A 24,213-nucleotide genomic window follows, 5' to 3' on the forward strand; every position below is an offset into this window, starting at 1 on the left:
AACGCTTCGCCCCAACCCTGACCAGGACCGCCGCGCGGTGGCGGGTGTCGTGCCTCAGGCGAACAGCAGGCCCGCCACCCAGAGCGCGGCGATCACCATGCCCGCCATGAACTCGACGAGCATGGACAGGCCGGCCGCCTTGAGCGCCTGCACGGTGGCCGGCCAGGCCAGCCGGTTGCTGCCCAGCCGCAGCAGCTCCGCGCCCCAGATCCCGGCGATGAAGCCGATCGGCAGCCCGACCACCGGGATGACGAAGAACCCGACCACGCCGAGCAGCGCGCCGGCCAGCAGCGACCGGGTGGGCACACCGGTGCGCTTCAGGTTCCGCCCCGGCCAGAGGTACTTGACCACGGTGCCACCGGCGGCGACCACGGTCGCCGCGGCGAGCACCGCCCAGCGGCCCGGGCCGGCGTCGCCGAACAGCGCCCACACCAGCACGCCGCCCCAGCACAGCGGCAGCGCCGGCAGGCCGGGCACCACCACGCCGGCCAGCCCGGCCAGGATCGCCAGCGCGGCGACCACCGACACCACGGCCTGCGAATCGGTCAGACTCACGAGTTCTCTCTTCTCTGCGCGGGCGGTGCGTAAACCGAGATGTTAAGCGGGGGCCCCTCCTCTACCGGAGGCGTTGAGCGGGGGCCCTTCCTTACCCCGCCAGGCGGGCGCGGATGGCGTCGGCGGGCATCGGGGCACCGAACCAGCGGCCCTGGCCGGTGTCGCAGCGCAACGCCCGCAGCCGCTCGGCCTGCACCTCGGTCTCCACCGCCTCGGCCGTGACCGACAGCTCCAACGCGTGCGCCAACCGGACCAGCGCGTCGACGATCCGCTCGTCGCGGTGGTCGGCGACCGCGCCGTCACCGCGGATGCCCTCGACGAACGGGCCGGCCAGCTTCACGCAGTGGATCGGCAGCCGGCGCAGGTACGCCAGGTTCGAGTAGCCGGTGCCGAAGTCGTCGATGGCCAACCGCAACCCGAGGTCGGCAAGCTGGTGCAGGGCCCGCAGCGGCTCACCCGCGCTGCCCATCACCGCGCTCTCGGTCAGTTCGAGCTGGAGCAGCTCGGCGGGGAGGCCGGTGTGCTGCAACGCCTCCGCCACGGTCTCCACGATGGCCGGGTCGTCGGCCTGCCGGGCGGCCAGGTTGACGCTGACCACCGGCTTCGACTCACCGAAGGCGCGCCGCCACGACTCGGCGTCCCGGCACGCCTGGCGCAGCACCCAGGCGCCGAGCCGGACGATCAGGCCGGTCTCCTCGGCCAGGCCGATGAAGCGGTCCGGCCCGAGCAGCCCCAGCTCCGGGTGCTGCCAGCGGACCAGCGCCTCGACCGCCACCATGCTGCCGTCCAACAGCGACACGATCGGCTGGTAGTGCAGCACGAACTCGCCCCGGTCCAACGCGGCGGGCAGGTTGGCGGCCAGCGCCGACCGGGCGATGTCGGCGGCGCTGCGCTCCGGGTCGTACACCGCCCAGCGGCCCCGCCCCTCGGCCTTGGCCCAGTAGAGCGTGGTGTCGGCGGCCTTCATCAACTCGCCGGCGCTGGTCTCCGCCGCCGGGCAGTCCACGATGCCGATGCTGGCCGAGACCGCGAGCTGCTGGTCGGCGACGTGCACCGGGGCGGAGACCGCCGCGAGCGCCAGCTCGGCCACCTCCACCGCGTCGTCGAGACCGCCGCCGGAGTCGACCAGGATGACGAACTCGTCGCCGCCCATCCGGGCCACCAGGTGCCCACGGCCGGCCACGCAGTCGCTGAGCCGTCGGGCGATCACCTGGAGCAGCCGGTCACCGAGGTCGTGGCCGAGGCTGTCGTTGACCGCCTTGAACCCGTCCAGGTCGATGAAGCAGAGCCCGACGCGCTGCTCGGGCCCGGCCGCGGCGAAGACGCCACCGAGCGTCTCGAAGAACAGCGTCCGGTTGGGCAGGCCGGTCAGCGGGTCGTGCAGCGCCTGGAAACGCAGCCGCTGCTGCAACTCGTACCGCTGGGTGATGTCCTCGATCATGGCGACGGTGAACCGGGGGCGGCCGTCGTCGTACCGGATCAGCGACACGGCCAGGTCGGTCCAGACCACGCTGCCGTCCTTGCGGTAGTAGCGCTTCTCCACCCGGGCGCTGTCCCGCTTGCCCTCGACCAGCTCCTGGTAGAGCTCCCACATGCCGGCCGCGTCGTCGGCGTGGGCCAGCGCGGACACGTTCATCTGCCGCATCTCCGCGACCGTGTAGCCGAGCATGTCCGCGAAGGACTGGTTGACCTCGATGATGTGCCCGTCCACACCGGCGATGCCGATGCCGATGGCGGCGCCGGTGAAGACCGCCCGGAACCGTGCCTCGCTGTCCCGCAACGCCTGCTCGACGGCGTCCCGGGCCTGCCAGGCGGAGCGGGCGATCCGTTCCTGCTGGCTGAACACCCGGTCCCGCAGCGCCCGGCTGAACCCGGCGGCGACCGCGCCCTGCAACGAGGCGATCCGTTCCCGCAGCTCGGGCAGATCCTCGCGGGCCGGCAGCACCCAGGGCAGGAACCGGTCGCCGAGCGCCTGCACCGACCAGTCGAGCACGCCGGGCTCGGTCAGGTGCGCCTCCACCAGGGCCCGCCCCACCTCCTCCGCCGGTCGGGCGGAGAAGGCGGGCGCCCGCAACGCGCGGGCCAGCCGCTCGGTGAGCGACACCAACAGGCGCTCGGTCTCGGCCGCGCTCAGCGGCACGAAACCGATGCGCCGCACCGCCCGGGCCCACTCGGCGGCGTACGCCGTGGCGCCGGGACGGCTGAAGTCATCCCCGACGGGCTCCGGGGCGGGCACGTCGGCTCACCCGGCAGCGCGGTCGTACCGGGCGACGCCGCCGAACGCCCCGAAACGTTCCGGGTGCTCGTCCACGTCCGAGGGCGAGTCGGGCCGCCAGAGCGGCATGTGCACCACACCCGGTTCGAGGATCGTCCAGTCACCGAAGAAGCCGGTGATCTCGGCCCGCGAGCGGAGCGTGATCTCGGTGGCGGTACGCGCCGACAGCCGCTGCGCGTCCAGCATCTCCTGCGGCTGGTCCTCGAAGGTGGAGTGCGAGACGACCAGGAAACTGCCCGGCGCGGCGGCGGCCCGCAGGGTGGCCAGGATGTCGGCCGGGCGGTCGGCGTCCGGCACGAAGTGCACCACGCCGGCGAGCAGGATGCCCAGTGGCCGGTCGAAGTCGATCAGGCCGCCGGCCCGGGCCTGGTCCAGGATCAGCTTCGGCTCGCGCAGGTCAGCCAGGAGCGCGGTGGCCCGGTCGTTGCCGGCCAGCAACTCGTGGCTGTGCGCCACCGCCACCGGGTCGATGTCGACGTAGACGATCCGGGCCTCGGGGTTCGCGGCCTGGGCGACCTCGTGCACGTTGCCGACGGTGGGGATGCCGGAGCCGATGTCGAGGAACTGGTCGATGCCGGCGTCGAGCAGCACCCGCACCGCCCGGCGCAGGAACTCCCGGCCGGAGCGCATGGTGGCCGCCAGGTTCGGCGTCATGGCCGCGATCTGCTCGGCGAGCTGCCGGTCGATCTCGAAGTTGTGCGCCCCGCCGAGGAAGTAGTCGTAGACCCGGGCGGCGCTGGGCCGGCTCAGGTCGATCCCGGCGGGAGGTCCGTCCGACGTCTGCATCGTGCGATCTCCCCGGTCGTCACCCGCCTGGTGCGGCGGATCATGTGGTCCAGCCCACTCTATGCGCGCCGGACCGGCAACGGGAGATCCACTTCTGGCGATGCCGCCGCTCGCGCTCAGCCGGCCGACTCCAGCAGCAGCGAGATGCCCTGCCCGACGCCGACGCACATGGTGGCGAGGGCCCGCCGACCACCCCGGCGGCGCAGCTCCAGCGCGGCGGTCAACGCCAGCCGGGCGCCACTGGCGCCGAGCGGGTGGCCCAGCGCGATGGCCCCGCCGTTCGGGTTGACGTGCTCGGCGTCCTCCGGCAGGCCCAGCTCACGCAGCACCGCCACGGACTGCGCGGCGAACGCCTCGTTCAGCTCGATCACGTCGACGTCGGCCAGCGTGAGGCCCTGGCGGTCGAGCAGCTTCCGGGTCGCCGGGACCGGCCCGATCCCCATGATCCGTGGCGGTACGCCGGCCGCCGCCGCGCCGCGTACCCGGGCCAGCGGGGTGAGGCCGTGGCGCTCGACGGCGGCCGCGGAGGCGACCAGCAGCGCCACCGCGCCGTCGTTGACGCCGGAGGAGTTGCCGGCGGTCACCGTGCCGCCGGCGCGGAACGGGGTGGGCAGCGCGGCCAGCTTCTCCGGCGTGGTCTCCCGCGGGTGCTCGTCGACCTCGACGAGCTTCGTCTCCCGCCTGCCGGCCGGCACGGTCACGCCGACGATCTCCTCGGCCAGCCGGCCGTCGGCCTGCGCCTTGGCGGCCCGCTGCTGCGAGCGGTACGCGAACGCGTCCTGCGCGGCGCGGTCCACGCCGAACTCGGCGGCCACGTTCTCCGCCGTCTCCGGCATCGAGTCGATGCCCCAGCCGCGCTCCATCAGCGGGTTGACCAGCCGCCAGCCGATGGTGGTGTCGTAGACCTCGGCGGTGCGGGCGAACGGCGTGGTCGCCTTGGGCATCACGAACGGCGCGCGGCTCATGCTCTCCACGCCGCCGGCCACCACCAGGTCGGCGTCCCCGGCGACGATGGCGCGGGCGGCGGCGGCGAGCGCGTCCAGGCCGGAGCCGCAGAGCCGGTTGACCGTGCTGCCCGGCACCTCCGCCGGCAGGCCGCCGAGCAGCGCGGCCATCCGGGCCACGTTGCGGTTGTCCTCGCCGGCCTGGTTGGCGCAGCCGAGGATCACGTCGTCGGTGCGGGCCCAGTCGACCGACGGGTGCCGCGCCACCAGCTCGCGGATCACGTGCGCGGCGAGGTCGTCGGGGCGGACCCCGGCGAGGGCGCCGGCGTACCGGCCGATCGGGGTGCGGACTCCGGCAACGAGGTAGGCCACGGTCATCGCGCGCACGTCCTTCGGGGGTGGGAAGGGGTCGGTCGGCGGCGGCCCCGGCGGGTCGCGCCGGGGTGCCACGGCGCCAGGATATCCGCGCCCGGAGCGGATAGGTTGGCGGCATGGCCGGGGCCCAGTTCAGCGCAGAGACCAGTGGCGGCGGTTCGTTCGTCCGCCAACCCAACCGGTTCACCGGGCGGGTCACCCCGCACTCCACCTCGCCGGCCGGCGGCGGGCCGGACGAGCAGGGCCGCTGGCCGCTGGAGCCGGGCCGGTACCGGCTGATCTGGTGCCGGGCCTGCCCGTGGGCGCACCGGGCCCGGATCGTGCGCGGCCTGCTCGGCCTGAACGAGGTGATCTCGCTGGGCACCGTGGACCCGATCCGGGACGAACGGGGCTGGCGGTTCGCGCTGGACCCGGACGGCTTCGACCCGGTGCTGGGCGTCGGGTTCCTCTCCGAGGCGTACCTGGCCACCGACCCGGACTACACCGGCCGGGTGACCGTGCCGGCACTCGTCGACACGCTGACCGGGCGCGTGGTCACCAACGACTACCCGCGGCTCACGCTCGACCTCTCCACCGAGTGGCGGCGGTTCCACGCACCGGACGCGCCGGACCTCTACCCGGTCGAGCTGCGGCCGGAGCTGGACGCGCTGATGGCGGAGATCCATTCCGACGTCAACAACGGCGTGTACCGGTGCGGCTTCGCCACCTCGCAGGCGGCGTACGACGAGGCGTACACCGCGCTGTTCGCCCGGCTGGACGCGCTGGGCGAGCGACTGGCCGGGCAGCGCTACCTGATGGGGGACGCGATCACCGAGGCGGACGTGCGGCTGTTCACCACGCTGGTCCGCTTCGACGTGGCGTACCACGGGCACTTCAAGTGCAACCGGCAGAAGCTGACCGAGATGCCGGTGCTGTGGGCGTACGCGCGGGACCTGTTCCAGACGCCGGGCTTCGGCGAGACGGTGGACTTCGACCACATCAAGCGGCACTACTACGCCACCCACGACATGATCAACCCGACCCGCATCGTGCCGCTCGGTCCGGACCTGGCCGGCTGGACCACGCCGCACGGGCGTGGCTGAGCGCGCGTCGCGCCGGGTCGCCGCCGCCGGGGCCGCCGCCTGCGTGCTGGCCGGGGCGGTCGCGGTGACGGTTGCCGTCATCGCCGGTCCGGGCCCCGGCCCGACCAGGTACGTCAGCGAGGCCGGTGTCGCCGACAGCGGGTACGCCGGGGCGTACCGGATGGGGATCTTCACGCTGGCGGCGGCGCTGCTGCTGCTCGCCGGCGCGCTGCCGGCGGTGGCGCGGGCGGCGTCCGTGCTGCTCGGCGTCGGCGCGGTCGCCACCGTGCTCTCCGGCACGGTGACGTGCAGCGCCGGCTGCCCGCTGCCGCCGTTCGAGGCCGCCACGGTGGCCGACCTGGTGCACGGCGGGGCCAGCATCGCGGCCACCGCGGCGGTGGTCTTCGCGATGGTGGCGCTGGTGTGCTGCCCGGCCGCGGGCGCGGCGCTGCGGCGGGTCGCCGCGGTCGGCGCGGCGCTGGCGCTGCCGCTGGCCGGCGCGGTGGGGCTGGCCATGCTGCTGGTCGGCCGGGGCACGCTGGTCGGCGTGCTGGAGCGCGTGCTGCTGGGAGCAACCGCCGCGTGGGGCCTGACCACCGCCGCGGTGCTGGTAAGGAAGGGCACCCTGTTAACGCCTGGGCGATAGAAGGGGCCCCCGCTAACCGACGGGTGTTAAAAAGGGGCCCCTCCTTCGGCAGGACAGGCTGTAAGGGGCGTCACGGGGAACGGTCCTTCCGGCGGGGCGGGTGCGGGAGTAGCGTGGTTCGGCGATGACCAATGTCTGGTGTCTCACCGAGCGCCTGTACGTCGACCTCCGACGGCAGGCCAGCGGCGTCTGTCCGGCGTAGCTCCGCTCCCCGACGCCCGCCCTTCCCTCTCCAGACCTTGGACCCGTCCTCATGGCTTCCGCCCTGCGCAAGATCCCCTTTTCCGTGCAGATCCTGCTCGGCCTCGTGCTCGGCGTGGCGCTGGGCTTCCTCGCCCGCGCCAACGACCTCGCCTGGCTGACCAGCACGCTCGACACCGTCGGCGGTCTCTTCGTCCAGCTCCTCAAGCTGGCCGTGCCGCCACTGGTCTTCACCGCCATCGTGGTCAGCGTGGTCAGCCTGCGCGGCGTCGCCAACGCCGCCCGACTGGCGCTCAAGACGCTGCTCTGGTTCGGCATCACCGCGCTGATCGCGGTGAGCATCGGCATCGGCCTGGGCCTGCTCACCGACCCCGGTCGCGGCGTGAACCTGGACCCGGCCGGCGCCAACGCGCCGAAGACCACCGGCTCCTGGATCGACTTCCTCACCGGCATCGTGCCCACCAACCCGGTCGGCGCGTTCGTCGAGGGCAACGTGCTCCAGATCGTCTTCCTCGCCCTGGTGGTGGGCGCCGCCGCGCTGCTGGTCGGCGAGCCCGCCGAGCCGTTCGTGCAGCTCAACCGCTCGGTCCTGACGATCGTGCAGAAGGCGCTGTGGTGGGTCATCCGGCTCGCCCCGATCGGCACCCTGGGCCTGATCGGCAACGCCGTCGCCTCGTACGGCTGGGACCTGCTGGCCCCGCTCGCCAAGTTCACCACCGCCGTCTACGTCGGCTGCGCGCTGGTGATGTTCGTGGTCTACCCGGTGCTGCTGGTCGCCGCCGGCCGGCTCAACCCGCTGCGCTTCTTCGCCGGCGCCTGGCCCGCCATCGAGCTGGCCTTCGTGTCCCGTTCCTCGGTGGGCACCATGCCGGTGACCCAGCGTGCGGTGGAGCGCCTCGGCGTCCCCCGCGAGTACGCCTCCTTCGCGGTGCCGTTCGGCGCCACCACGAAGATGGACGGCTGCGCCGCGATCTACCCGGCGCTCGCCGCGATCTTCGTGGCGCAGGTGTTCGGCGTGGACCTGGGCGTCACCGACTACCTGCTGATCGCGTTCGTGTCGGTGGTCGGCTCGGCCGCCACCGCCGGCCTGACCGGCGCGATCGTGATGCTCACGCTGACCCTGAGCACGCTGGGCCTGCCGCTGGCCGGTGCCGGTCTGCTGCTGGCCATCGACCCGATCCTGGACATGATGCGGACCGCGACGAACGTGGCCGGACAGGCCGTGGTGCCGACCATCGTGGCCGCCCGCGAGGGCACGCTCGACCGGGCCGCGTACGACTCGGCCGGCCGGCGCGACCTGATCGAGCCGGTCGAGCCCGCCGAGCGCGAGAACGAGCGGCTCGCCCCCGTACCCGCCTGATCCACGCCCGACGGGTGCGTTCCCGGCCGGGAACGCACCCGTCGCCCTGACCGGAGGAGAACCGCATGAGCGCCCTGTTCACCCCGCTCGCCCTGCGCGGCGTCACACTGCCCAACCGGATCGCGCTGGCGCCGATGTGCCAGTACAGTGCCGGGCCCGACGGGCTGCCCACCGACTGGCACCGCGTCCACCTCGGTTCCCGCGCGGTCGGCGGGGCCGGGCTGGTGCTCACCGAGGCGACCGCGGTGGTGCCGGAGGGGCGGATCAGCCCGCAGGACGTCGGGCTCTGGTCCGGCGCGCACGTCGACGCGTGGCGGCCGGTCACCGCGTTCGTCGCCGGCCAGGGCGCGGTGCCGGCCGTGCAGCTCGCGCACGCCGGGTTCAAGGCGTCGACGTACCGGCCGTGGGCGGAGCGGCGCGGCGGCGTGCCGGACGCCGAGGGCGGCTGGACGCCGGTCGGCCCGGGCGTCGACCCGTTCGTCAGCGACTACCGCACCCCGACCGCGCTCGACGAGGCCGGCGTCGCGGCGGTGGTGGACGCGTTCGCGGTCGCCGCCGGGCGGGCGGTGGACGCCGGCTTCGCCGCGGTGGAGATCCACGCGGCGCACGGCTACCTGCTGCACGAGTTCCTGTCCCCGCTGACCAACCGGCGCACCGACGGCTACGGCGGGGACCGGGCCGGCCGGATGCGGCTCACCCTGGAGGTGGCGCGCGCGGTCCGCGCCGCGGTCGGCGAGGCGGTGCCGGTGCTGACCCGGATCTCGGCCACCGACTGGACCGACGGCGGCTGGACGATCGAGGACAGCGTGGTGCTCGCGGGCGAGCTGGCCGCCGCCGGCGTGGACCTGGTCGACGCGTCCTCCGGCGGGGCGGCGGCGAAGGCGTCGATCCCGGTCGGCCCCGGCTACCAGGTGCCGCTGGCCGCCCGGATCCGCCGTGAGGCGGCCGTGCCGACAGGCGCGGTGGGCCTGATCGTCGAGCCCGAGCAGGCCGAGCAGATCGTGGCCGGCGGCGAGGCCGACCTGGTGCTGCTGGGCCGGGAACTGCTGCGCGACCCGTACTGGCCGCGCCGCGCCGCCGCCAAGCTGGGCGCCACCCCGGCCTGGCCCGACCAGTACGCCCGCGCGTTCTGACCGCGCCGGGCCCCGACCCTTGGGCGGGTCGGGGCCCGGCGGTCAGCCGGCCAGGTGGTTCCAGCGGGGTTCCAGGTCGGACCACGCGCCCTGGTCGGCGACCACGCCGTCGACAAGCACCACCACGTGGTCCGCGCGGACCAGCGCGGCCCGCTTGGCGGTCGAGCCGACCACGGTCACCCCGTGCTCGCGCAACGCCGCCCAGAGCGCCAGCTCCGTGGTCACGTCCAGCGCCGACGACACGTCGTCCGCGACGAGCAGTTCGGTACGCGGGGCGAGCGCCCGGGCCAGCGCCAGCCGCTGGAGCTGGCCGCCGGAGAGCCGGGTCCCCTTGTGCCCGATGAGCAGCCCGAGCCCGCCTCCGGCGGCGGCCAGGTCGTGGTCGAGCTGGGCGGTCGACACCGCGCTCGCGGCGTCGACCGGGTGGCCGAGCGCGATGTTCTCGGCCACCGTGCCGGAGAGCACCCGGGGTAGCTGGCCCACGTAGCCGACCTGGTTCGGGCGCAGGAACAGCTCCGGCTCGGTGACCGGCTCGCCGTTCCAGCGCAACGCGCCGACGTGGTGCACGATCCCGGCGAGCGCGCGCAGCAGCGACGACTTGCCGGCCCCGACCGGGCCGACCACCAGCACCAACTGCCCGCGTTCGACCACCAGGTCGACGTCGCGGACGGCGAGCGTGCCGTCGGAGTGCAGCGCGCCGAAGCCGGCCAGCTCCAGCCGGCGCAGCGGGTGCCGGGACGGCGGCTCCGGTGCGGGCGCGGTGCCGGCGACCAGATCCAGCCCGGGCACCGGCTCGGAGTAGTTGGCCGTCCCGGTCATCGCCACGGTCCGCCGGGTCCACACCCGGGCCGACGGGTACTGCGAGACCAGCGCCGCGGTGGTCCACGCGAACCAGCGGGCCGCGCCCAGCGTGGAGACCGCGACCAGGGTGGCGCCGGCGGAGAGCCCGCCGGTCAGGTAGAGCGCCCAGGCCCCGATCGGCAGCAGCCCGCTGACGACCGCCGGGGTGGAGCGGGCCCACACCTGCATGGCGATCTCCCGGCGCTGCCGCTCGCTGCGCACCGCGTCCAGCCCGGCGAGGTGGGTCAGCACCGGCCGGGTGGCACCGGCCAGCTTCACCGTGCGGGCGGCGGAGAGCGCGGAGACCAGCGCGGTGGCGAACGCGGCGCGGGCGGCGACGGTGCCGGCGGCGGTGCGTTCCAGCCGGGGCCCGAACAGCGTCGCCGCCAGCCCGGAGACCACCATCGTGCCGACGAAGAACAGCGCCGGCACGAAGCTGCCGGTCACCAGCGTCATGGTGAGCACGATGGCCAGCGAGATGAACTGGTCCATCAGGTTGTCGGCGAGCTGCACCACCCGGTCCGTGTCGCCGCCCTGCGCGACCACCTCGGCCGGGGTGTGCCCGCTGACCCGGCGCGCGCCGGTCTGCCCGTGCACCAGTCGGGCGCTGATCCGCAGCATCTGCCGGATCCACCACTGCGGGAACCACAGGTTGGTGAGGTAGGGCAGCGGCAGCACCAGCAGCAGCGCGGCGGCGATGCCGAGCGCCGGCAGCCACGGGTCGCCGCCGGCGACCAGCTCGGCCCAGAGCCAGGGCAGCACCGAACCGTCCAGCCCGAGCAGCGTCATCACGACGAACATGGCGACCGCGGCCAGGCCGTACCGGGGATCGTTCAGGCCGAGCCGGAGGATCTCCCGCATGGTCCGCGCGGGCGGCGCGGGCGGCGCCGGCGGCGGTTCGGCGCGCGGCATCCCGGCGCGACGCGGCGCGGGGGCCGGCGCCACGACCGGGGCCGCCTCGTCGGCCCAGCCGGGCGCGTCGAGCAGTTCCACGCCGCCGCGCCGCGCGCCGGTGCCCGCGTACGCCCCGGCGTGGCTGGTGGCGAGCAGCTCGGCGAAGCGGGCGGACTCGCGCATCGGGCCGGCCTCCAGCACCGCGCCGTCGGCCATCACCACCACCTCGTCGCAGCGGCGCACCGAGGAGAGCCGGTGCGCGATGACGATGCCGATCCGGTCGGTGAGCAGCCGCTCGGTGGCCTCGCGGACCCGGTTCTCGGTGACCGGGTCGAGTCGCGCGGTGGCCTCGTCGAGGATCACCACGTGCGGGTCCCGGACCAGGATGCGGGCGAACGCGACGAGTTGCTCCTGGCCGGCGGAGAGCACGTGCCCGCCCTCGCCGAGCCGGGTGTGCACCCCGTCGGGCAGCTCGGCGATCCAGCCGGCCAGGCCCAGCTCGGCCAGTGCCCGCTCGGCGGCGTCGAGCAGCTCCGGGTCGTGCAACGCGACGTTCTCGGCGAGCGTGCCGGCGAGGATCTCGGTGCGCTGGGGCACCACGGCGATCCACCGGCGCAGCTCCTCGACGTCCAGGTCGACCAGGTCGGTGTCGCCCAGGAAGACGGTGCCACGGGGCACCTCCACCGCCCGGGTGAGCACCTTGGCCAGCGTCGACTTGCCCGAGCCGGTGCGCCCGACCAGCGCGTACGAGCGCCCGCGGACGAAGTCGAGCCGCACGTCGCGCAGTGCCGGGCCGCGCTCCTCGCCGGCGACCGGGTAGCGGAAGGTGAGCCCGCGCACGCTCAGGTCGCCGTCGGTCGGGGCGGCCCCGCCGGCCGGCTCCTGCCGCGCGCCGGCCAGCAACTGCACCCGGGCCCACGCGCCGAACGCCTGTTGCAGGTGCGGCACCCAGCGGGCGATGTGCTCGACGGTGGCGCCGAACGCGATGGCGAGCAACCAGACGGCGGTGAGCCGGGCGGCGTCGACCCGCCCGGTCGACAGCGCCCACGCGCCGGCCAGCACCACACCGGCGATGCCGGCCCGGACGCCACCGGCGGCCACCGAGGTGACCCGGGCGGAGAGCCGGAACACCCGGCCGCAGCGGGCGACCACCTCGGCCGCGCGGCGGGCGTAGAGCCGCAGCACGTACGGCCGGGCCAGGCTGGTGCGCACGTCGTCCTGCCCGTGCACCGCCTCCTCCATCACGGCCGCGAGGTCGGACCAGGCCTCCTCCTCGGCCATCCGGGCCGGGGCGATGCGGGCGGTGGGCCGGCGCAGCACGACCGCGAGCAGCGTGGTGAGCAGCACCATCCCCACGCCGGCCGGCCACCAGACGACGAGCGCGCTGACGGTGGCGAGCACACAGACGGCGATGCCCTGCGCCAGCCGTACGCCGGTGTTCCGCATCTCGGCGGCGACCTGGTAGACGTCGTTGTCGATCCGGTCGAGCAGCTCGCCGACCGGCGTGGTCTCCAGGGCCGGCAGCTCCTGCCCGAGCGCGACCCGGCAGAGCCGGCGACGCACGTCGGCGGACCAGTCGGCGGTGAGCCGGGCCATGATCAGCCCGATCAGCAGGTCGGTGACGACGGCGGCGACCAGCGCCACGGCCAGCGCGACGAACCAGCCGGACGAGCGGTGCACGAGCACCGGCCCGGCGAGCGCGGAGGCGGCGGCCTGGCCACCGGCGCCCAGCACGATCAGCAGCAGAACGGCCGCCATCCGCCGGGGCGCGGTGGCCCAGAGGTCTCGGAGCAGGCGCATAGGACGGTCCTCCGGACTCGGACGGGTGGGGGCGGTGCACCCAGCCTTCCCGCCGGACCGGCGTGGTTCAACCGAATTACCGCGTTCCGGTCAGGTCCGGGCGACCCGGCGGACGATGCCGAGCAGCGCCTCCTGCACGTCGGTGATCGGCCGCTCGGGCTGGAACACCAGCCAGTCCACGGCCACCACCAGCCCGACGCCGAACAGCGCCGAGCTGGCGGTGCGCACGTCCAGGTCGGCCGGGAGGTCGCCGTTGTCCACGCCGGCCCGGACCGTCTCGGCGATCACCTCGATCGCCTCGCCGCGCAGCAGCCGCAGCGTCTGCTGCCACTCCCGGTTGGTGCGCCACATCTCGGAGAGCAGCAGTTGGGCGAAGGCCCGGTAGCGGCGGATGTAGTCCAATTCGGCGCGAACCAGCGCGGCGAGCGCCTCGCGCGGCGGCAGCCCGTCGACCGCGGCCCGAAACTCGGCGGTGAGCAGGCCGATGCCGTGTCGCAGCAGCTCCTCGAAGAGGACCGTCTTGGACTCGAAGTTGTAGTAGACGGTCCCCTTCGCCACCCCGGCGCGAGCCGCGATGTCGTCCACCGTGGTGGCCGAGAAGCCCTGCTCGGCGATCAGGTCCACCGCGGCCACGAAGAGTCGTTGGCGGGTGTCCTCCCGCCGGCGGGTCCGTCCGTCCGTCACCGGCCCATCCTCACATGGTCAGTTCGGGGTGCAGCTTGGCCGGGGTGAGCCGGCGGGAGCGGCGCGCCGCGCCGACGCCGAGCGCCAGCGCGCCCAGGCCGAACGCGAGCAGCACCAGCGCGCCGGTGACCACCGGGCCGGCCGGCCCGCCGTTGATCGTGTGCCGCAGGCCGCCGACCACGTACGTCATCGGCAGCCAGGGGTGGATGGCCTGGAAGAAGCCGGGCGAGGTCTGCACCGGGTAGGTGCCGCCGGACGAGGTGAGCTGGAGCATCAGCAGCGCCAGCGCGGCCAGCCGGCCGGCCGGGCCGAGCGCCACGCCGAGCAGTTGCATGATCGCGGTGAACGCCAGCGAGGTGAGCGCGAGCAGCCCGAACGTCGCCGCGCCGTGCGTCGGGTGCAGCCCGAGCGCCAGCGTCACCACGGTGTAGAGCACGGCGACCTGGGCCAGGCCGATCCCGGCGGCGGGCAGCCAGCCGGCGAGCACCACCCGCCAGCCGGGCGCGCCGGACATCACGTGGCGCCGGTTGACCGGCCGCAACAGCATGTACGTGATCATCGCGCCGACCCAGAGCGCCAGCGCCAGGAAGTACGGGGCGAAGCCCACGCCGTACGAGCCGGCCGGGTGCTGCGAGTCGCGGATCAGGCCGACCGGGTCGCCGAGCACGTCGGCGCGACTGGCCGCGTCGTCGTACCCGGGCAGCTTCTTCTCGCCGGCGGCGAGCCCGTCGGCGAGGTCGCCGGCGCCGCCCTCCAGCTTGGTCAGCCCGTCGACGAGCGAGGTGCTGCCGGTGCCGAGCCGGGCCAGGCCGCCGTCGAGCGCGCGGGCGCCGGTGGACAGTTGGTAGAGCCCGCCGCGCAACTGGTCGGCGCCGGTGGACGCGTCACCGAGCCCGTCGCGGAGCTTGGCGCTGCCCTGGGCCAGCGTGCCGAGGCCGCTGGCCAGCTTGTCGACCTTGGCCCGGGCGGCGGCGACGTCGTCGGCCAGATGTGGCGCGGCGGCGGCCACCTCCCGGGCGGTCTTCGCGACCTCGGTCATCTGCTTCTTCAGCGCGGCCAGGTCGGACCTGTCCACGGCGGACGCCAGCGCCTCGGCCTGGGTGACGGCCCGGTCGGCGGCCGTGCGGGCGGCGGCGAAGTTCGGGTCGTCGGCCAGCTCGGGGTGTTCCTTCGCGACCGCGTCGAGCCGGTCGGAGATCTCCTGCGCCAGCCTGACCACCTCGTCGGCCTTGGCGGGCAGCGCGTCCAGGCCGGCGGCGAGCTGCTGCGCGCCGGTGGCCACCGCGGTGGCCGCCTGCTGGATCTTGTCGGCGTTGCGGCGCAGCACCGGCTCGTACCTGTCGGCGGCGGCGTCGACGGTGGCGGCGGCGGCCTTCGTCTCGGTGGCGGCCCGGCCGGCGCCGTCGGCGAGCTGGGCGGCGCCGGTCTGCAACTGGTCGAGGCCCTTGGCCAGCTTGTCGGCGCCCTGGACGGACGTGTTCAGCCCGCCGGCGAGCTGCCCGGCGCCGTTCTCGGCGTCGCCGAGCCCGTCGGCGAGCTGCCCGGCGCCCCGCTGGGAGGCGTCGAGCCCGTCGGAGATCTTTCCGGCCCCGTCGGCGGCGCGGCCGGTCTCGGCCTTGGCGTCGGTGAAGCCGATCAGCATCTTGTCGAAGTACGAGGCGGCGGTGCTCTCCGCGGCGGCAGCCCGGATCTCGCTGAACGCGGAGCGGGCGAGCAGCCCGGAGAGGTAGTTGGTGGCGTCGTCGTTGACCACCTTCAGCTCGCCCTGCCGGGCCGGCCGGTCCGGGTCGGGGCTGGCCGCGAGCGTGGCCGAGAACTCGGCCGGGATGGAGAAGACCAGATGGTAGCGGCCGTCGCGGAGGCCCTTCGTGGCGTCGGCCTGGTCGGTGACGGTCCAGCCGAAGACCTTGCGGTCGACCAGTTCGTCGGCGAGGTCCCGGCCGGCGTGCACCTCGCTGCCGTCGGCCGCCTTCGCCGGTCGGTCGGCGTTGACCAGCGCGACCGGGATCCGGTCGAGGTTCCCGTACGGGTCCCAGAACGCGTAGAGGTAGAGCGCGCCGTAGAGCAGCGGGACCACGGTGAGCACGGCGAGCGCGGCGCGCGGCAGCCGGCCCCGGGTCATCCGGCGCAGCTCGAACAGGGCCAGTCGCAGCACGCTCATGCGGTCACCTCGGCGGTCGGAACGGGAGCGGTCGCAACGGGACCGGGCAGGGCGGGTGTGGGCAACGCGGGGTCACCGATGCGGTGCACGGTGGCGGCGACGCCGGGCTCGACGGCCCGGGCGCTGACGACCACCGCGTACCCCTGGTCGGCGAGGCGTTCCAGCGCGGCCCAGATCCACTCCCGTTCGCCTCGGTCGGCGCCGGCGTCCACGTCGTCGGCGACGATCAGGCTGGGGCCGCCGAGGCTGGCCAGCACCAGCCCGAGCACCTGCCGGTCGACCGGGGTCAGGTCGCGGCCGTACCGCTCGGGGTCGAGCGGAGTGTCGGTGAAGCCGGCGCCGGCGATGGCGGTGGCGTAGGCGTCGCGGCGGTAGGCGCGGCGGGCCCGCAGCGCGGCCACCGGGACGAGCTGCCGGCGGCGGCGCGGCACCGGCCCGAGCAGCAGCAGCCGTTCGGTGATGTGCTCGGCGACGGTGAGCGTCGGGTCGGGCTCGTGCACGCCGGCCACCTGGCCGAGCGCGGCCGGGCCGCGGCGGCGCAGCTCGCCGTGGCTGTGCGGGAAACGCCCGGCGAGCGCGAGCAGCAGCGAGGTGCGACCGCTGCCGGGCGGGCCGGTGACCGCGTGCAGCTCACCGCGTGCCGCGGTGAGGTCGACGTCCCGGTAGACCCAGCCCCGACGGGTCCGTAGTCCCAATCCGCTGGCCTCGACGATTGCCATGGCACCCTTCTAGACTGACTGGTCAGTACAAAAACATGACCAGCATAGCGCCGGGTGTCCGGTTCGGGGCAAGGCGAGGCGGGGTGATCCTCAGAACAGCACGGTGGCGAGCGTGCCGACCGGGCGGAAGCCGCACCGCTCGTAGACGCGCCGGGCCGGTTGGTTGAAGTCGTTGACGTAGAGACTGACCGTGGGCGCGACCCGGGCCAGCGCGTCGCGGACCACCGCGGCCATCGCGGCGACCGCGATGCCCCGGCCGCGCCACTCGGGCGCCACCCAGACCCCCTGCACCTGCGCGGTGCGCCGGGTCACCACCGCCAGCTCGGCCTTGAAGACCACCCGGCCGTCGACGAACCGGGCGTAGGCCCGGCCGGCGCGCACCAGCTCGGTCACCCGCCGCCGGTAGCCGCGCCCGCCGTCCTCGGCCAGCGGCGAGACGCCGACCTCCTCGGTGTACATCGCCACCGCCGCCGGGAAGAGCCGGTCCACCTCACCGACGCGCACGCGACGCACCTGCGGGTCGGGCGCCACCGGCGGCGGCGCGTCCGTGGCCAGCAACGGCTGGTTCGGGCGTACGTCCCGGGCCGGCCCCCAGTGCGCGGAGAGGCGGTCCCAGAGGCCGAGCACCGCGTCGGCGCGACCCACGATCGAGGAGCAGAGCCGCTCCTCCTCGCCCAACTGCTCGGCGAACGCGGCCACCGCCGACTCGGACGCGAGCACCGGGGTCAGGTTGCCGCCCAGCCAGCAGATCGACTCCAGGTTGCGCCGGGAGCCGTAGCCGAGGATCCGCGCCTCGGCCCGCCACCAGGCCAGGCCGCGCGCCGCGACCCGCTCGGCGACCTGCGCGCCGGCGTAGGGGTCGAGGTCGAGCAGCCGCTCGACCGAACGGCGCTCCGACTCCCCCAGTTGGCGTACCGGCATCGTGAGCACGGTTACCAGCCTGCCAGACGCAGCCGGGAGCCGGTGGGCCGACCGGGCACTCGCACACTCCCGTCACGTCTTGTCGACGATGCATTGCCGATATATCGTTGATGCATCAGTGATAGTCCTGACGAAGGAGAGTCCGATGGGTTTCCGTCGACACGTCCACACCATGCACGACGAGATGCACCGGCACGGCGGCTTCGGCTTCCCGCCCGTACCCCCGGGTCCGCCGCCGTTCCCACCCGGGCCGCACGGACCGCACGGCCACGGGCGCGGCCGGGGCGGCCGGGGTCGCGGCCGCCGGCCGAACGTGCGCGGCGCCGTGCTGGCCCTGCTCACCGAGCGGCCGATGCACGGCTACGAGATGATCCAGGAGATCGACGCCCGCACCGGCGGGGCCTGGCGGCCCAGCCCCGGGTCGATCTACCCGACGCTGCAACTGCTGGAGGACGAGGGCGTCATCGCCACCGCCGCCGACTCCGACGGCGGGCGCAAGCGCTTCGCCCTCACCGAGCAGGGGCAGGCCGAGGCCGCCCAGGCGGCGGAGGCCCCGCCCTGGGCGGAGTTCGCCGAGCAGACCGTCAACAGCTGGCACGACATCCGCGACGCGGGGACCCAGGCCATGAACGCGCTGCGGCAGGTGATGACCACCGGCACCGACGACCAACGCGCCCGCGCCGCCCAGGTGCTCGACGAGACCCGCCGCAAGCTCTACGCCATCCTCGCCGAGTCCGACTGAACGCCGCCCGGGTGTCGTCGGGTCCAGCGGCGCCCGGGTTCGCCGTCCACTCCCGCCACGTGGTCGGCGCGATGCTCAGAGTTCGATTGCGAAGTCGGCCACAACTCCCTGGTGGTCGGAGTTGGTGCCGCCGATGATGCGGTAGTCGGTCATCCAGAGGTAGCGGAACCCGTCGACCCGCTTCCAGAAGTAGATGTAGTCGATGTGCCGGTTTCCGTGGGTACCCGCACCCTTCTCGCCGTACAGGTTGTATACCGACCGCAGGTTCGGCAGCTCGTTGGCCTCGAAGACCTTCCACGGGAACACGGGCGACCCGTACGCCCGGTCGGCGCTGAAGTCGACGTTCAGGTCACCGCTGACGACGACCTGACCGTCGTCCTTCTTGGCGCGGGCGAGGTCCTTGACCATCTGGAACTGCTTCGCCGCGCAGTCGGTACGGGGCAGGTCGGTGGGGCGGCCGTTGTCCTCGATGCTGGCGTTGGCGTGGAAGTTGATGTGGTAGACGCTGCGCCCGCTGGCCTTGTGCTGGTACTTGACCCAGTTGTTGTACCGGGCGGGCGGTACCTCACCGGCTCCGTTGGTGTCGCAGGCGAACTGGGAGCCCGCGTCGACACGGTCGAACATGCTCTTCTTGGCGAGCAGGGCCTCACCCGCCTGGTTGACCCCGCCCGGCGAGTAGAACCACCAGCCGTTGTCGCTGGCCCACGTCGTCAGGAAGTCCTTCCGGGCACCAACTTCGTTGAGGCCGACCAGGTCCGCCTTCGACGTGATCAGTTGCAGATCCTCAAGGAACTTCGCGTGGGTGAGGCCATTGTAGATGTTGAGCGTGCCGACCTGGAATGTCGCGTTCGCCGCGACGGCCGGGGCAGCGGGATGGAGCAGCGCGAGCGCGGTGACTGAGGCCACCACCGCGGCGGCCCGGCGGGCAAGGTTGATCCTTCGGTTACTCACGAACGGCCCTTTCGGCAGTGTGGACTGTGACGGACTAGGGAAGCTCGACCTTGAAATCAGCGGCGGCGCCCGATCCGGTGATCACGAGGCGACCCGTGCGGCTCTTCCGCCCGCTGCTCTGGTCGGCGAGGTAGTTCCAGGTCACCCACGGCTTGCCGTCCCGGGCGCGGTAGACGTCCATCGCGCCTGGGCCGCGCTTGTTTCCCGGCAACGACCGTTTGCGCATATCGTCGGGGAGGTGCACGGCCGGCCCCGAGTACGAGAACCAGGCACGGTTGGGCCCCGGCAGTGGCGAGCAGGGGCCGCCGTCAATCTTCGTGCCGCAGAACGCGATTCCGGTCGAATAGTAGTTCTCGCTCCAGCTGTTTCCGGAGTAGAACAGGTACCACGATCCGTTGTGGTAGAAGGCGCTCGGGTTCTCGATGACCGTCACCCCGCCGGTGTCCCGCCATCTCGTCCAGGCGAGGTTGTCGCTGCGCAGGATGACCACCGGATCGCTGTTGCGGTCGACCGTGCCGTTGGTGTTGAACGTCAGCATCATTACCGACAGCGCGGATTCGGGCCCTTCGGCACGTTGGCCGTCGCGCCAGGTCATCCAGATCGCGCCCTCGGGCCCGGTGGTGACATCCGCGTCGAGCGCCCAGCGGTTGCCCTTGTCCGGGCAGACGATGGGGGTGTCCTCGGCGACGAACGCGCCGTACGGGCTCCTTGACCGCGCCACGCCGATGCACTTGCGTCCGTCGTCGTTCTTCCGGGTCGCCGTGTAGAACAGGTAGTAGCGACCCACACCGTCCTTGACGTGGTAGAACGCGGCGGGAGTCCAGATGCCGGAGCCGGCCTCGACCCACGCTCCGCCGCCGTCGGGCAGGGCGTCGCCGGCCACCACCGGCGAGGTGCCGACGACGTTGCCGGAGCCGGATATGGCGTAGGGCACCTTGCGTCCGCCGGCACTGGCGCCATAGGTGATGTACTTGTCGGACCCGTCGTGGAGAGCGATCGTGTCGGCGCCGGGAAAAGGAAAGTCCTGGGATTCGTCTTCAGCGTCGAGTACGTCGGCCCGCACTGCCGCCGCCGCGCCTCGGTCGGCGTCGAAAACCGTGGGTGGTACCAGTACGGCCAGCGCCAGTGCCGCCGCGACCACAATGGAAAAAGGTCTCACGTCTTTCCTTCCGGCTTCCACGACACGCGAACGCTGCCCATCGAAGCATGCACATACGCAAGTATGCAATCGCTATGGGGTAATGCTCGGATAACTCTGTGGAAAGCGTCGAGGTCGGCTGTGGTGCCAGCGCCACCGCCGGGTCACCCGGTCCGGTCGAGGAGCTGAACCACGTCGAACCCCTCGGCGACGTTCCGGGCGGTGAAGGTGACGGTTTGCGCGGCGGTGCCGCGTGCGACGCCCGGCACCAGCGTCGCCGGGTCGGCGGCGGAGGGACGGCAACGCCCGAGACGGCTCGTGCGGCCGCCCCCCGGAGGGAACGGCCGCACGGTGAGACGGAACGCGGGTCAGTGCACGGTGACGGTGGCGCCGCCCGGCAGCAGCTCGCGCAGCTCCTCGGGGATCTCGGCGCCCATCTCGTCGGCGATCCGCAGCGCCTCCTCGATCAGCGTCTCCACGATCTGCGCCTCCGGCACGGTCTTGACGACCTTGCCCTTGACGAAGATCTGGCCCTTGCCGTTACCGGAGGCGACGCCCAGGTCGGCCTCACGGGCCTCACCCGGACCGTTCACCACACAGCCCATGACCGCGACGCGCAGCGGCACCGGCAGCCCTTCCAGGCCGGCGGTGACCTCCTCGGCCAGCTTGTAGACGTCGACCTGGGCCCGGCCGCAGGACGGGCAGGAGACGATCTCCAGGCCGCGCTCGCGCAGGCCCAGCGACTCCAGGATCGCCGCGCCGACCTTGATCTCCTCCACCGGCGGGGCGGAGAGCGAGACCCGGATCGTGTCGCCGATGCCCTCGGCAAGCAGCGCGCCGAACGCCACCGCCGACTTGATGGTGCCCTGGAACGCCGGGCCGGCCTCGGTGACGCCCAGGTGCAACGGATAGTCGCACTTCTCGGCGAGCAGCCGGTAGGCGCGGATCATCACCACCGGGTCGTTGTGCTTGACCGAGATCTTGATGTCCCGGAAGCCGTGCTCCTCGAACAGCGAGCACTCCCAGAGCGCGGACTCGACGAGCGCCTCGGCGGTGGCCCTGCCGTACTTGGCCAGCAGGCGCTTGTCCAGCGAGCCGGCGTTCACGCCGATCCGGATCGGCGTGCCCGCGTCACCGGCCGCCTTGGCGATCTCCTTGACCTTGTCGTCGAACTGCCGGATGTTGCCCGGGTTCACCCGCACCGCGGCGCAGCCCGCGTCGATCGCGGCGAAGACGTACTTCGGCTGGAAGTGGATGTCGGCGATCACCGGGATCTGCGACTTGCGCGCGATCGCCGGCAGCGCCTCCACGTCGTCCTGCGACGGCACGGCGACCCGGACGATCTGGCAGCCGGACGCGGTCAGCTCGGCGATCTGCTGGAGCGTGGCGTTGACGTCGGCGGTGAGGGTGGTGGTCATGGACTGCACCGAGACCGGTGCGCCACCACCGACCGGCACCGAACCGACCATGATCTGGCGGCTGGCCCGGCGCGGGGCCAGCGGGGGCGGCGGTACGGGGGGCATACCGAGACTGACAGCGGTCACTTCAGGCACTCACCTTGAGAAGAGCGTGATCGGGTTGACGACGTCCGCGGTGACGGTCAGCAGCGTGAACACGCCACCCACCAGGATCACCGCGTACGTGAGGGGCATGAGCTTGAGGTAGTCGACGCGACCCGGGTCGGTGCGGCCGATCCGGGCGTAGAGCCAGGAGCGGGCGCGCTCGAACCAGGCGATGGCGATGTGGCCGCCGTCCAGCGGCAGCAGCGGCAGCAGGTTGAACACGCCGATGAAGAAGTTCAGCGACACGAAGAGCATGAAGAACACCAGCCAGGCGTTGTTCTCCACGGCCTCGCCGCCGAGCCGGCTGGCGCCGACCACGCTGATCGGGGTGTCCACGTCGCGCTCCGCGCCGGTGATCGCGTTCCACAGCGCCGGCACCTTCTGCGGGATGCGCTGCATGGCGTGGAAGGTCTGCACCGCCATGTTGCCGGTGAAGTCGGCGGTGGCGCCGAACGCGGCGACCGGACCGTACTCCACCCGGGTCGGCGTGCTGGGTCGCAGCGCCACGCCCAGCGCGGAGACCGCCGAGGTGGCGCCCTTGGGGTCGTTCAGCGGTGGGCGCTGCACCGACGCCAGGTCGACGGTGGCGGTGGCCGGGGTGCCGTCGCGCAGGTAGGCGACGGTGGCCGGGCCGGGCTGTGTGCCGCGGACCACGTCGAGCATGTCGCCCCAGGTGGAGACCGGTCGGCCGTTCACCGCGGTGATCCGGTCGCCGTCCTTGAGCTGGGCCTGACCGGCCGGGCTGGCCGGGTCGCCGGCCTGGCAGGCGCGGGGGGCGTTCTCCACCACCACGCACGGGGCGAGCGCGATCACCGCCGGCTCGGCCCGGAAGCCGGCCTCGGTGGTGGGGAACTTCGGGTTCGGCAGACCGGCGGAGACCGCGATGATCCAGAGCGCGACCAGCGCGATGGCGAAGTGCATCGCGGAGCCGGCGGACATCACGATCGTCCGCTTCCACACCGGGTAGCGCCACATGGCGCGTTTCTCGTCCCCGGGCTCGACGTCGTCGTCCTGCGGGGTCATTCCGACGATCTTGCAGAAGCCGCCGAGCGGGATGCCCTTGACGCCGTACTCCGTCTCGCCCCGCTTGAACGACCAGAGCGTCGGCCCGAAGCCGACGAAGTAGCGGGTGACCTTCATCCCGAACGCCTTGGCGGTCATCATGTGCCCCGCCTCGTGCAGGCTCACCGAGATGAGGATCGCCAGGGCGAACAGCACCACCCCGAGCAGATAGCTCATCGAGCTCCTTCCACCGACCCGACGATGATCTCCTGGGCGTGCGCCCGTGCCCACGACTCGGCGGCGAGCACGTCCTCGACGGTACCTGGTTCGTCGAAGTCGGGAGCGTCCTCCAGCACCCGCCCGAGGGTGTCGACGATGCCGAGGAACGGCAGCCGGCCCGCCACGAACGCGGCCACGCACTCCTCGTTGGCCGCGTTGTAGATCGCCGGCCGGCACCGTCCCGCCTCGCCGGCCGCCTTGGCCAGCGCCACCGCCGGGAAGGCGGCGTCGTCGAGCGGGGTGAACTCCCAGGTGTGCGCCGTGGTCCAGTCGACCGCGGCGGCGGCGTCGGGCACCCGGTCCGGCCAGCCGATGCCCAGCGCGATGGGCAGCCGCATGTCCGGCGGGCTGGCCTGGGCGAGCGTGGAGCCGTCGACGAACTCGACCATCGAGTGGATCACCGACTGCGGGTGGACCATCACCTCGATGTCGGCGTACGGCACGTCGAACAGCTCGTGCGCCTCGATGACCTCCAGCGCCTTGTTGACCATGGTGGCGGAGTTGATCGTGACGACCGGGCCCATCTGCCAGGTCGGGTGCGCCAGCGCCTGCTCCGGTGTGACGTCGGTCAACTCCTCGCGCCGCCGGCCCCGGAACGGCCCGCCGCTGGCGGTGACCACCAGCCGGCGCACCTCGCCCCGGGCGCCGCCGCGCAGGCACTGCGCCAGCGCCGAGTGCTCGGAGTCGACCGGGACGATCTGCCCCGGCCGCGTCACCGCGGCCTTGACCAGCGGGCCGCCGGCCACCAGCGACTCCTTGTTGGCCAGCGCGAGGGTACGCCCGGCGCGCAGCGCGGCCAGCGTCGGCGGCAGGCCCAACGAGCCGACCACGCCGTTGAGCACGACGTCGCACGGCCACTGCGCCAGCTCGGTCATCGCGTCCGGCCCGGCCACGATCTTGGGAAGCTTGAAGTCGCCGGAGGCCCAGCCGCGCCGGCTCGCCTCGGCGTAGAACGCGAGCTGGAGATCCTGTGCGGCGGATGCCCGCGCCACCCCGACCGCCGCCACGCCCAGCTCCAGCGCCTGCGCGGCCAGCAGCGCCACGTTGCCGCCGCCGGCGCCGAGCGCGACCACCCGGAACCGGCCGGGGTTGCGCCTGACGATGTCGATGGCCTGGGTGCCGATGGAGCCGGTCGAGCCGAGCAGCACGAGGTCTCGGGGAGTGGTCACGCGCCCATTGTTCCC

General features: G+C 73.4%; 19 protein-coding genes. 5 read left to right on the forward strand and 14 right to left on the reverse strand.

Features of this window, described 5'->3' with window-relative positions; translation table 11 throughout:
* Window positions 1–54: 54 nt before the first annotated feature.
* The 4 genes from TPA0908_RS06530 to pcaF all read right to left on the reverse strand — a co-directional run bounded on the left by TPA0908_RS06530 (window position 55) and on the right by pcaF (window position 4,938).
* A complete protein-coding gene (locus TPA0908_RS06530; RefSeq protein ID WP_107156000.1) occupies window positions 55–555 on the reverse strand; it encodes a DUF456 domain-containing protein in 501 nt (166 codons plus the stop codon).
* A 91-nt stretch (window positions 556–646) separates the two neighbouring features.
* Window positions 647–2,791 (reverse strand): putative bifunctional diguanylate cyclase/phosphodiesterase, encoded by a 2,145-nt coding sequence (locus tag TPA0908_RS06535; RefSeq protein ID WP_281935600.1) that lies wholly within the window; start codon window positions 2,789–2,791, stop codon window positions 647–649.
* A 6-nt stretch (window positions 2,792–2,797) separates the two neighbouring features.
* Window positions 2,798–3,616 (reverse strand): SAM-dependent methyltransferase, encoded by an 819-nt coding sequence (locus tag TPA0908_RS06540; RefSeq protein WP_281935601.1) that lies wholly within the window; start codon window positions 3,614–3,616, stop codon window positions 2,798–2,800.
* A 116-nt stretch (window positions 3,617–3,732) separates the two neighbouring features.
* Window positions 3,733–4,938 carry a 3-oxoadipyl-CoA thiolase gene (gene pcaF, locus TPA0908_RS06545; RefSeq protein WP_281936273.1) on the reverse strand — a complete coding sequence of 402 codons (1,206 nt, stop codon included), beginning with the start codon at window positions 4,936–4,938 and terminating at the stop codon, window positions 3,733–3,735.
* Window positions 4,939–5,051: 113 nt separating this feature from the next.
* Here pcaF and TPA0908_RS06550 point away from each other — a divergent pair, with 113 nt between their 5' ends.
* The 4 genes from TPA0908_RS06550 (at window position 5,052) to TPA0908_RS06565 (ending at window position 9,336) form a co-directional block, all read left to right on the forward strand.
* The gene (locus TPA0908_RS06550; protein WP_281935603.1) at window positions 5,052–6,017 is read left to right on the forward strand and encodes a glutathione S-transferase family protein; all 966 of its coding nucleotides are present in this window, start codon (window positions 5,052–5,054) and stop codon (window positions 6,015–6,017) included.
* Window positions 6,010–6,642, forward strand: a complete 633-nt coding sequence (locus TPA0908_RS06555) for a DUF998 domain-containing protein (protein ID WP_281935605.1) — start codon at window positions 6,010–6,012, stop codon at window positions 6,640–6,642. Before TPA0908_RS06550 ends, TPA0908_RS06555 begins: the two co-directional genes overlap by 8 nt.
* Before the next feature lie 265 nt (window positions 6,643–6,907).
* Entirely contained in the window at window positions 6,908–8,203 is a 1,296-nt protein-coding gene (locus TPA0908_RS06560) for a dicarboxylate/amino acid:cation symporter (RefSeq protein WP_281936275.1), read from the forward strand.
* Between the two features lie 65 nt (window positions 8,204–8,268).
* Entirely contained in the window at window positions 8,269–9,336 is a 1,068-nt protein-coding gene (locus TPA0908_RS06565) for an NADH:flavin oxidoreductase/NADH oxidase (protein WP_281935607.1), read from the forward strand.
* Window positions 9,337–9,378: 42 nt separating this feature from the next.
* Here TPA0908_RS06565 and TPA0908_RS06570 read toward each other — a convergent pair whose 3' ends face one another.
* The 5 genes from TPA0908_RS06570 to TPA0908_RS06590 form a co-directional block, all read right to left on the reverse strand.
* The gene (locus tag TPA0908_RS06570) at window positions 9,379–12,870 is read right to left on the reverse strand and encodes an ATP-binding cassette domain-containing protein (RefSeq protein WP_281935609.1); all 3,492 of its coding nucleotides are present in this window, start codon (window positions 12,868–12,870) and stop codon (window positions 9,379–9,381) included.
* Window positions 12,871–12,960: 90 nt separating this feature from the next.
* On the reverse strand, window positions 12,961–13,554 hold the full coding sequence (locus TPA0908_RS06575; protein WP_281935611.1) for a TetR/AcrR family transcriptional regulator: 594 nt from the start codon (window positions 13,552–13,554) through the stop codon (window positions 12,961–12,963).
* Between the two features lie 10 nt (window positions 13,555–13,564).
* Window positions 13,565–15,715, reverse strand: a complete 2,151-nt coding sequence (locus TPA0908_RS06580; RefSeq protein WP_281935613.1) for a YhgE/Pip domain-containing protein — start codon at window positions 15,713–15,715, stop codon at window positions 13,565–13,567.
* Window positions 15,712–16,434: an ATP-binding cassette domain-containing protein gene (locus tag TPA0908_RS06585; protein ID WP_281935615.1), complete on the reverse strand. Its 723-nt coding sequence runs from the start codon at window positions 16,432–16,434 to the stop codon at window positions 15,712–15,714. Before TPA0908_RS06585 ends, TPA0908_RS06580 begins: the two co-directional genes overlap by 4 nt.
* A gap of 90 nt (window positions 16,435–16,524) precedes the next feature.
* Complete coding sequence (locus tag TPA0908_RS06590) at window positions 16,525–17,364, reverse strand: GNAT family N-acetyltransferase (protein WP_281935617.1); 840 nt, start codon at window positions 17,362–17,364, stop codon at window positions 16,525–16,527.
* 136 nt (window positions 17,365–17,500) lie between these two features.
* On the opposite strand from TPA0908_RS06590, the gene TPA0908_RS06595 reads away from it, so the two are divergent.
* Window positions 17,501–18,097, forward strand: coding sequence for a PadR family transcriptional regulator (locus tag TPA0908_RS06595; protein WP_281935619.1), 597 nt, complete (start codon window positions 17,501–17,503; stop codon window positions 18,095–18,097).
* A gap of 75 nt (window positions 18,098–18,172) precedes the next feature.
* Here the strand turns inward: TPA0908_RS06595 and TPA0908_RS06600 are convergent, their stop codons facing one another.
* From TPA0908_RS06600 to dxr, 5 genes are all read right to left on the reverse strand, one after another.
* Complete coding sequence (locus TPA0908_RS06600) at window positions 18,173–19,048, reverse strand: endonuclease/exonuclease/phosphatase family protein (RefSeq protein ID WP_281935621.1); 876 nt, start codon at window positions 19,046–19,048, stop codon at window positions 18,173–18,175.
* Between the two features lie 34 nt (window positions 19,049–19,082).
* Window positions 19,083–20,207 (reverse strand): family 43 glycosylhydrolase, encoded by a 1,125-nt coding sequence (locus TPA0908_RS06605; protein WP_281935623.1) that lies wholly within the window; start codon window positions 20,205–20,207, stop codon window positions 19,083–19,085.
* Window positions 20,208–20,554: 347 nt separating this feature from the next.
* Window positions 20,555–21,730 (reverse strand): flavodoxin-dependent (E)-4-hydroxy-3-methylbut-2-enyl-diphosphate synthase, encoded by a 1,176-nt coding sequence (gene ispG / locus TPA0908_RS06610; protein ID WP_281935625.1) that lies wholly within the window; start codon window positions 21,728–21,730, stop codon window positions 20,555–20,557.
* Between the two features lie 9 nt (window positions 21,731–21,739).
* A complete protein-coding gene (locus TPA0908_RS06615) occupies window positions 21,740–22,987 on the reverse strand; it encodes a M50 family metallopeptidase (RefSeq protein WP_281935627.1) in 1,248 nt (415 codons plus the stop codon).
* Window positions 22,984–24,198 (reverse strand): 1-deoxy-D-xylulose-5-phosphate reductoisomerase, encoded by a 1,215-nt coding sequence (dxr, locus tag TPA0908_RS06620; protein WP_281935629.1) that lies wholly within the window; start codon window positions 24,196–24,198, stop codon window positions 22,984–22,986. The genes TPA0908_RS06615 and dxr overlap by 4 nt, the downstream gene beginning before the upstream one ends.
* Window positions 24,199–24,213 lie beyond the last annotated feature (15 nt).

The sequence above is a fragment of the Micromonospora sp. AKA38 genome (assembly GCF_027925725.1).
GTDB lineage: Bacteria > Actinomycetota > Actinomycetes > Mycobacteriales > Micromonosporaceae > Micromonospora.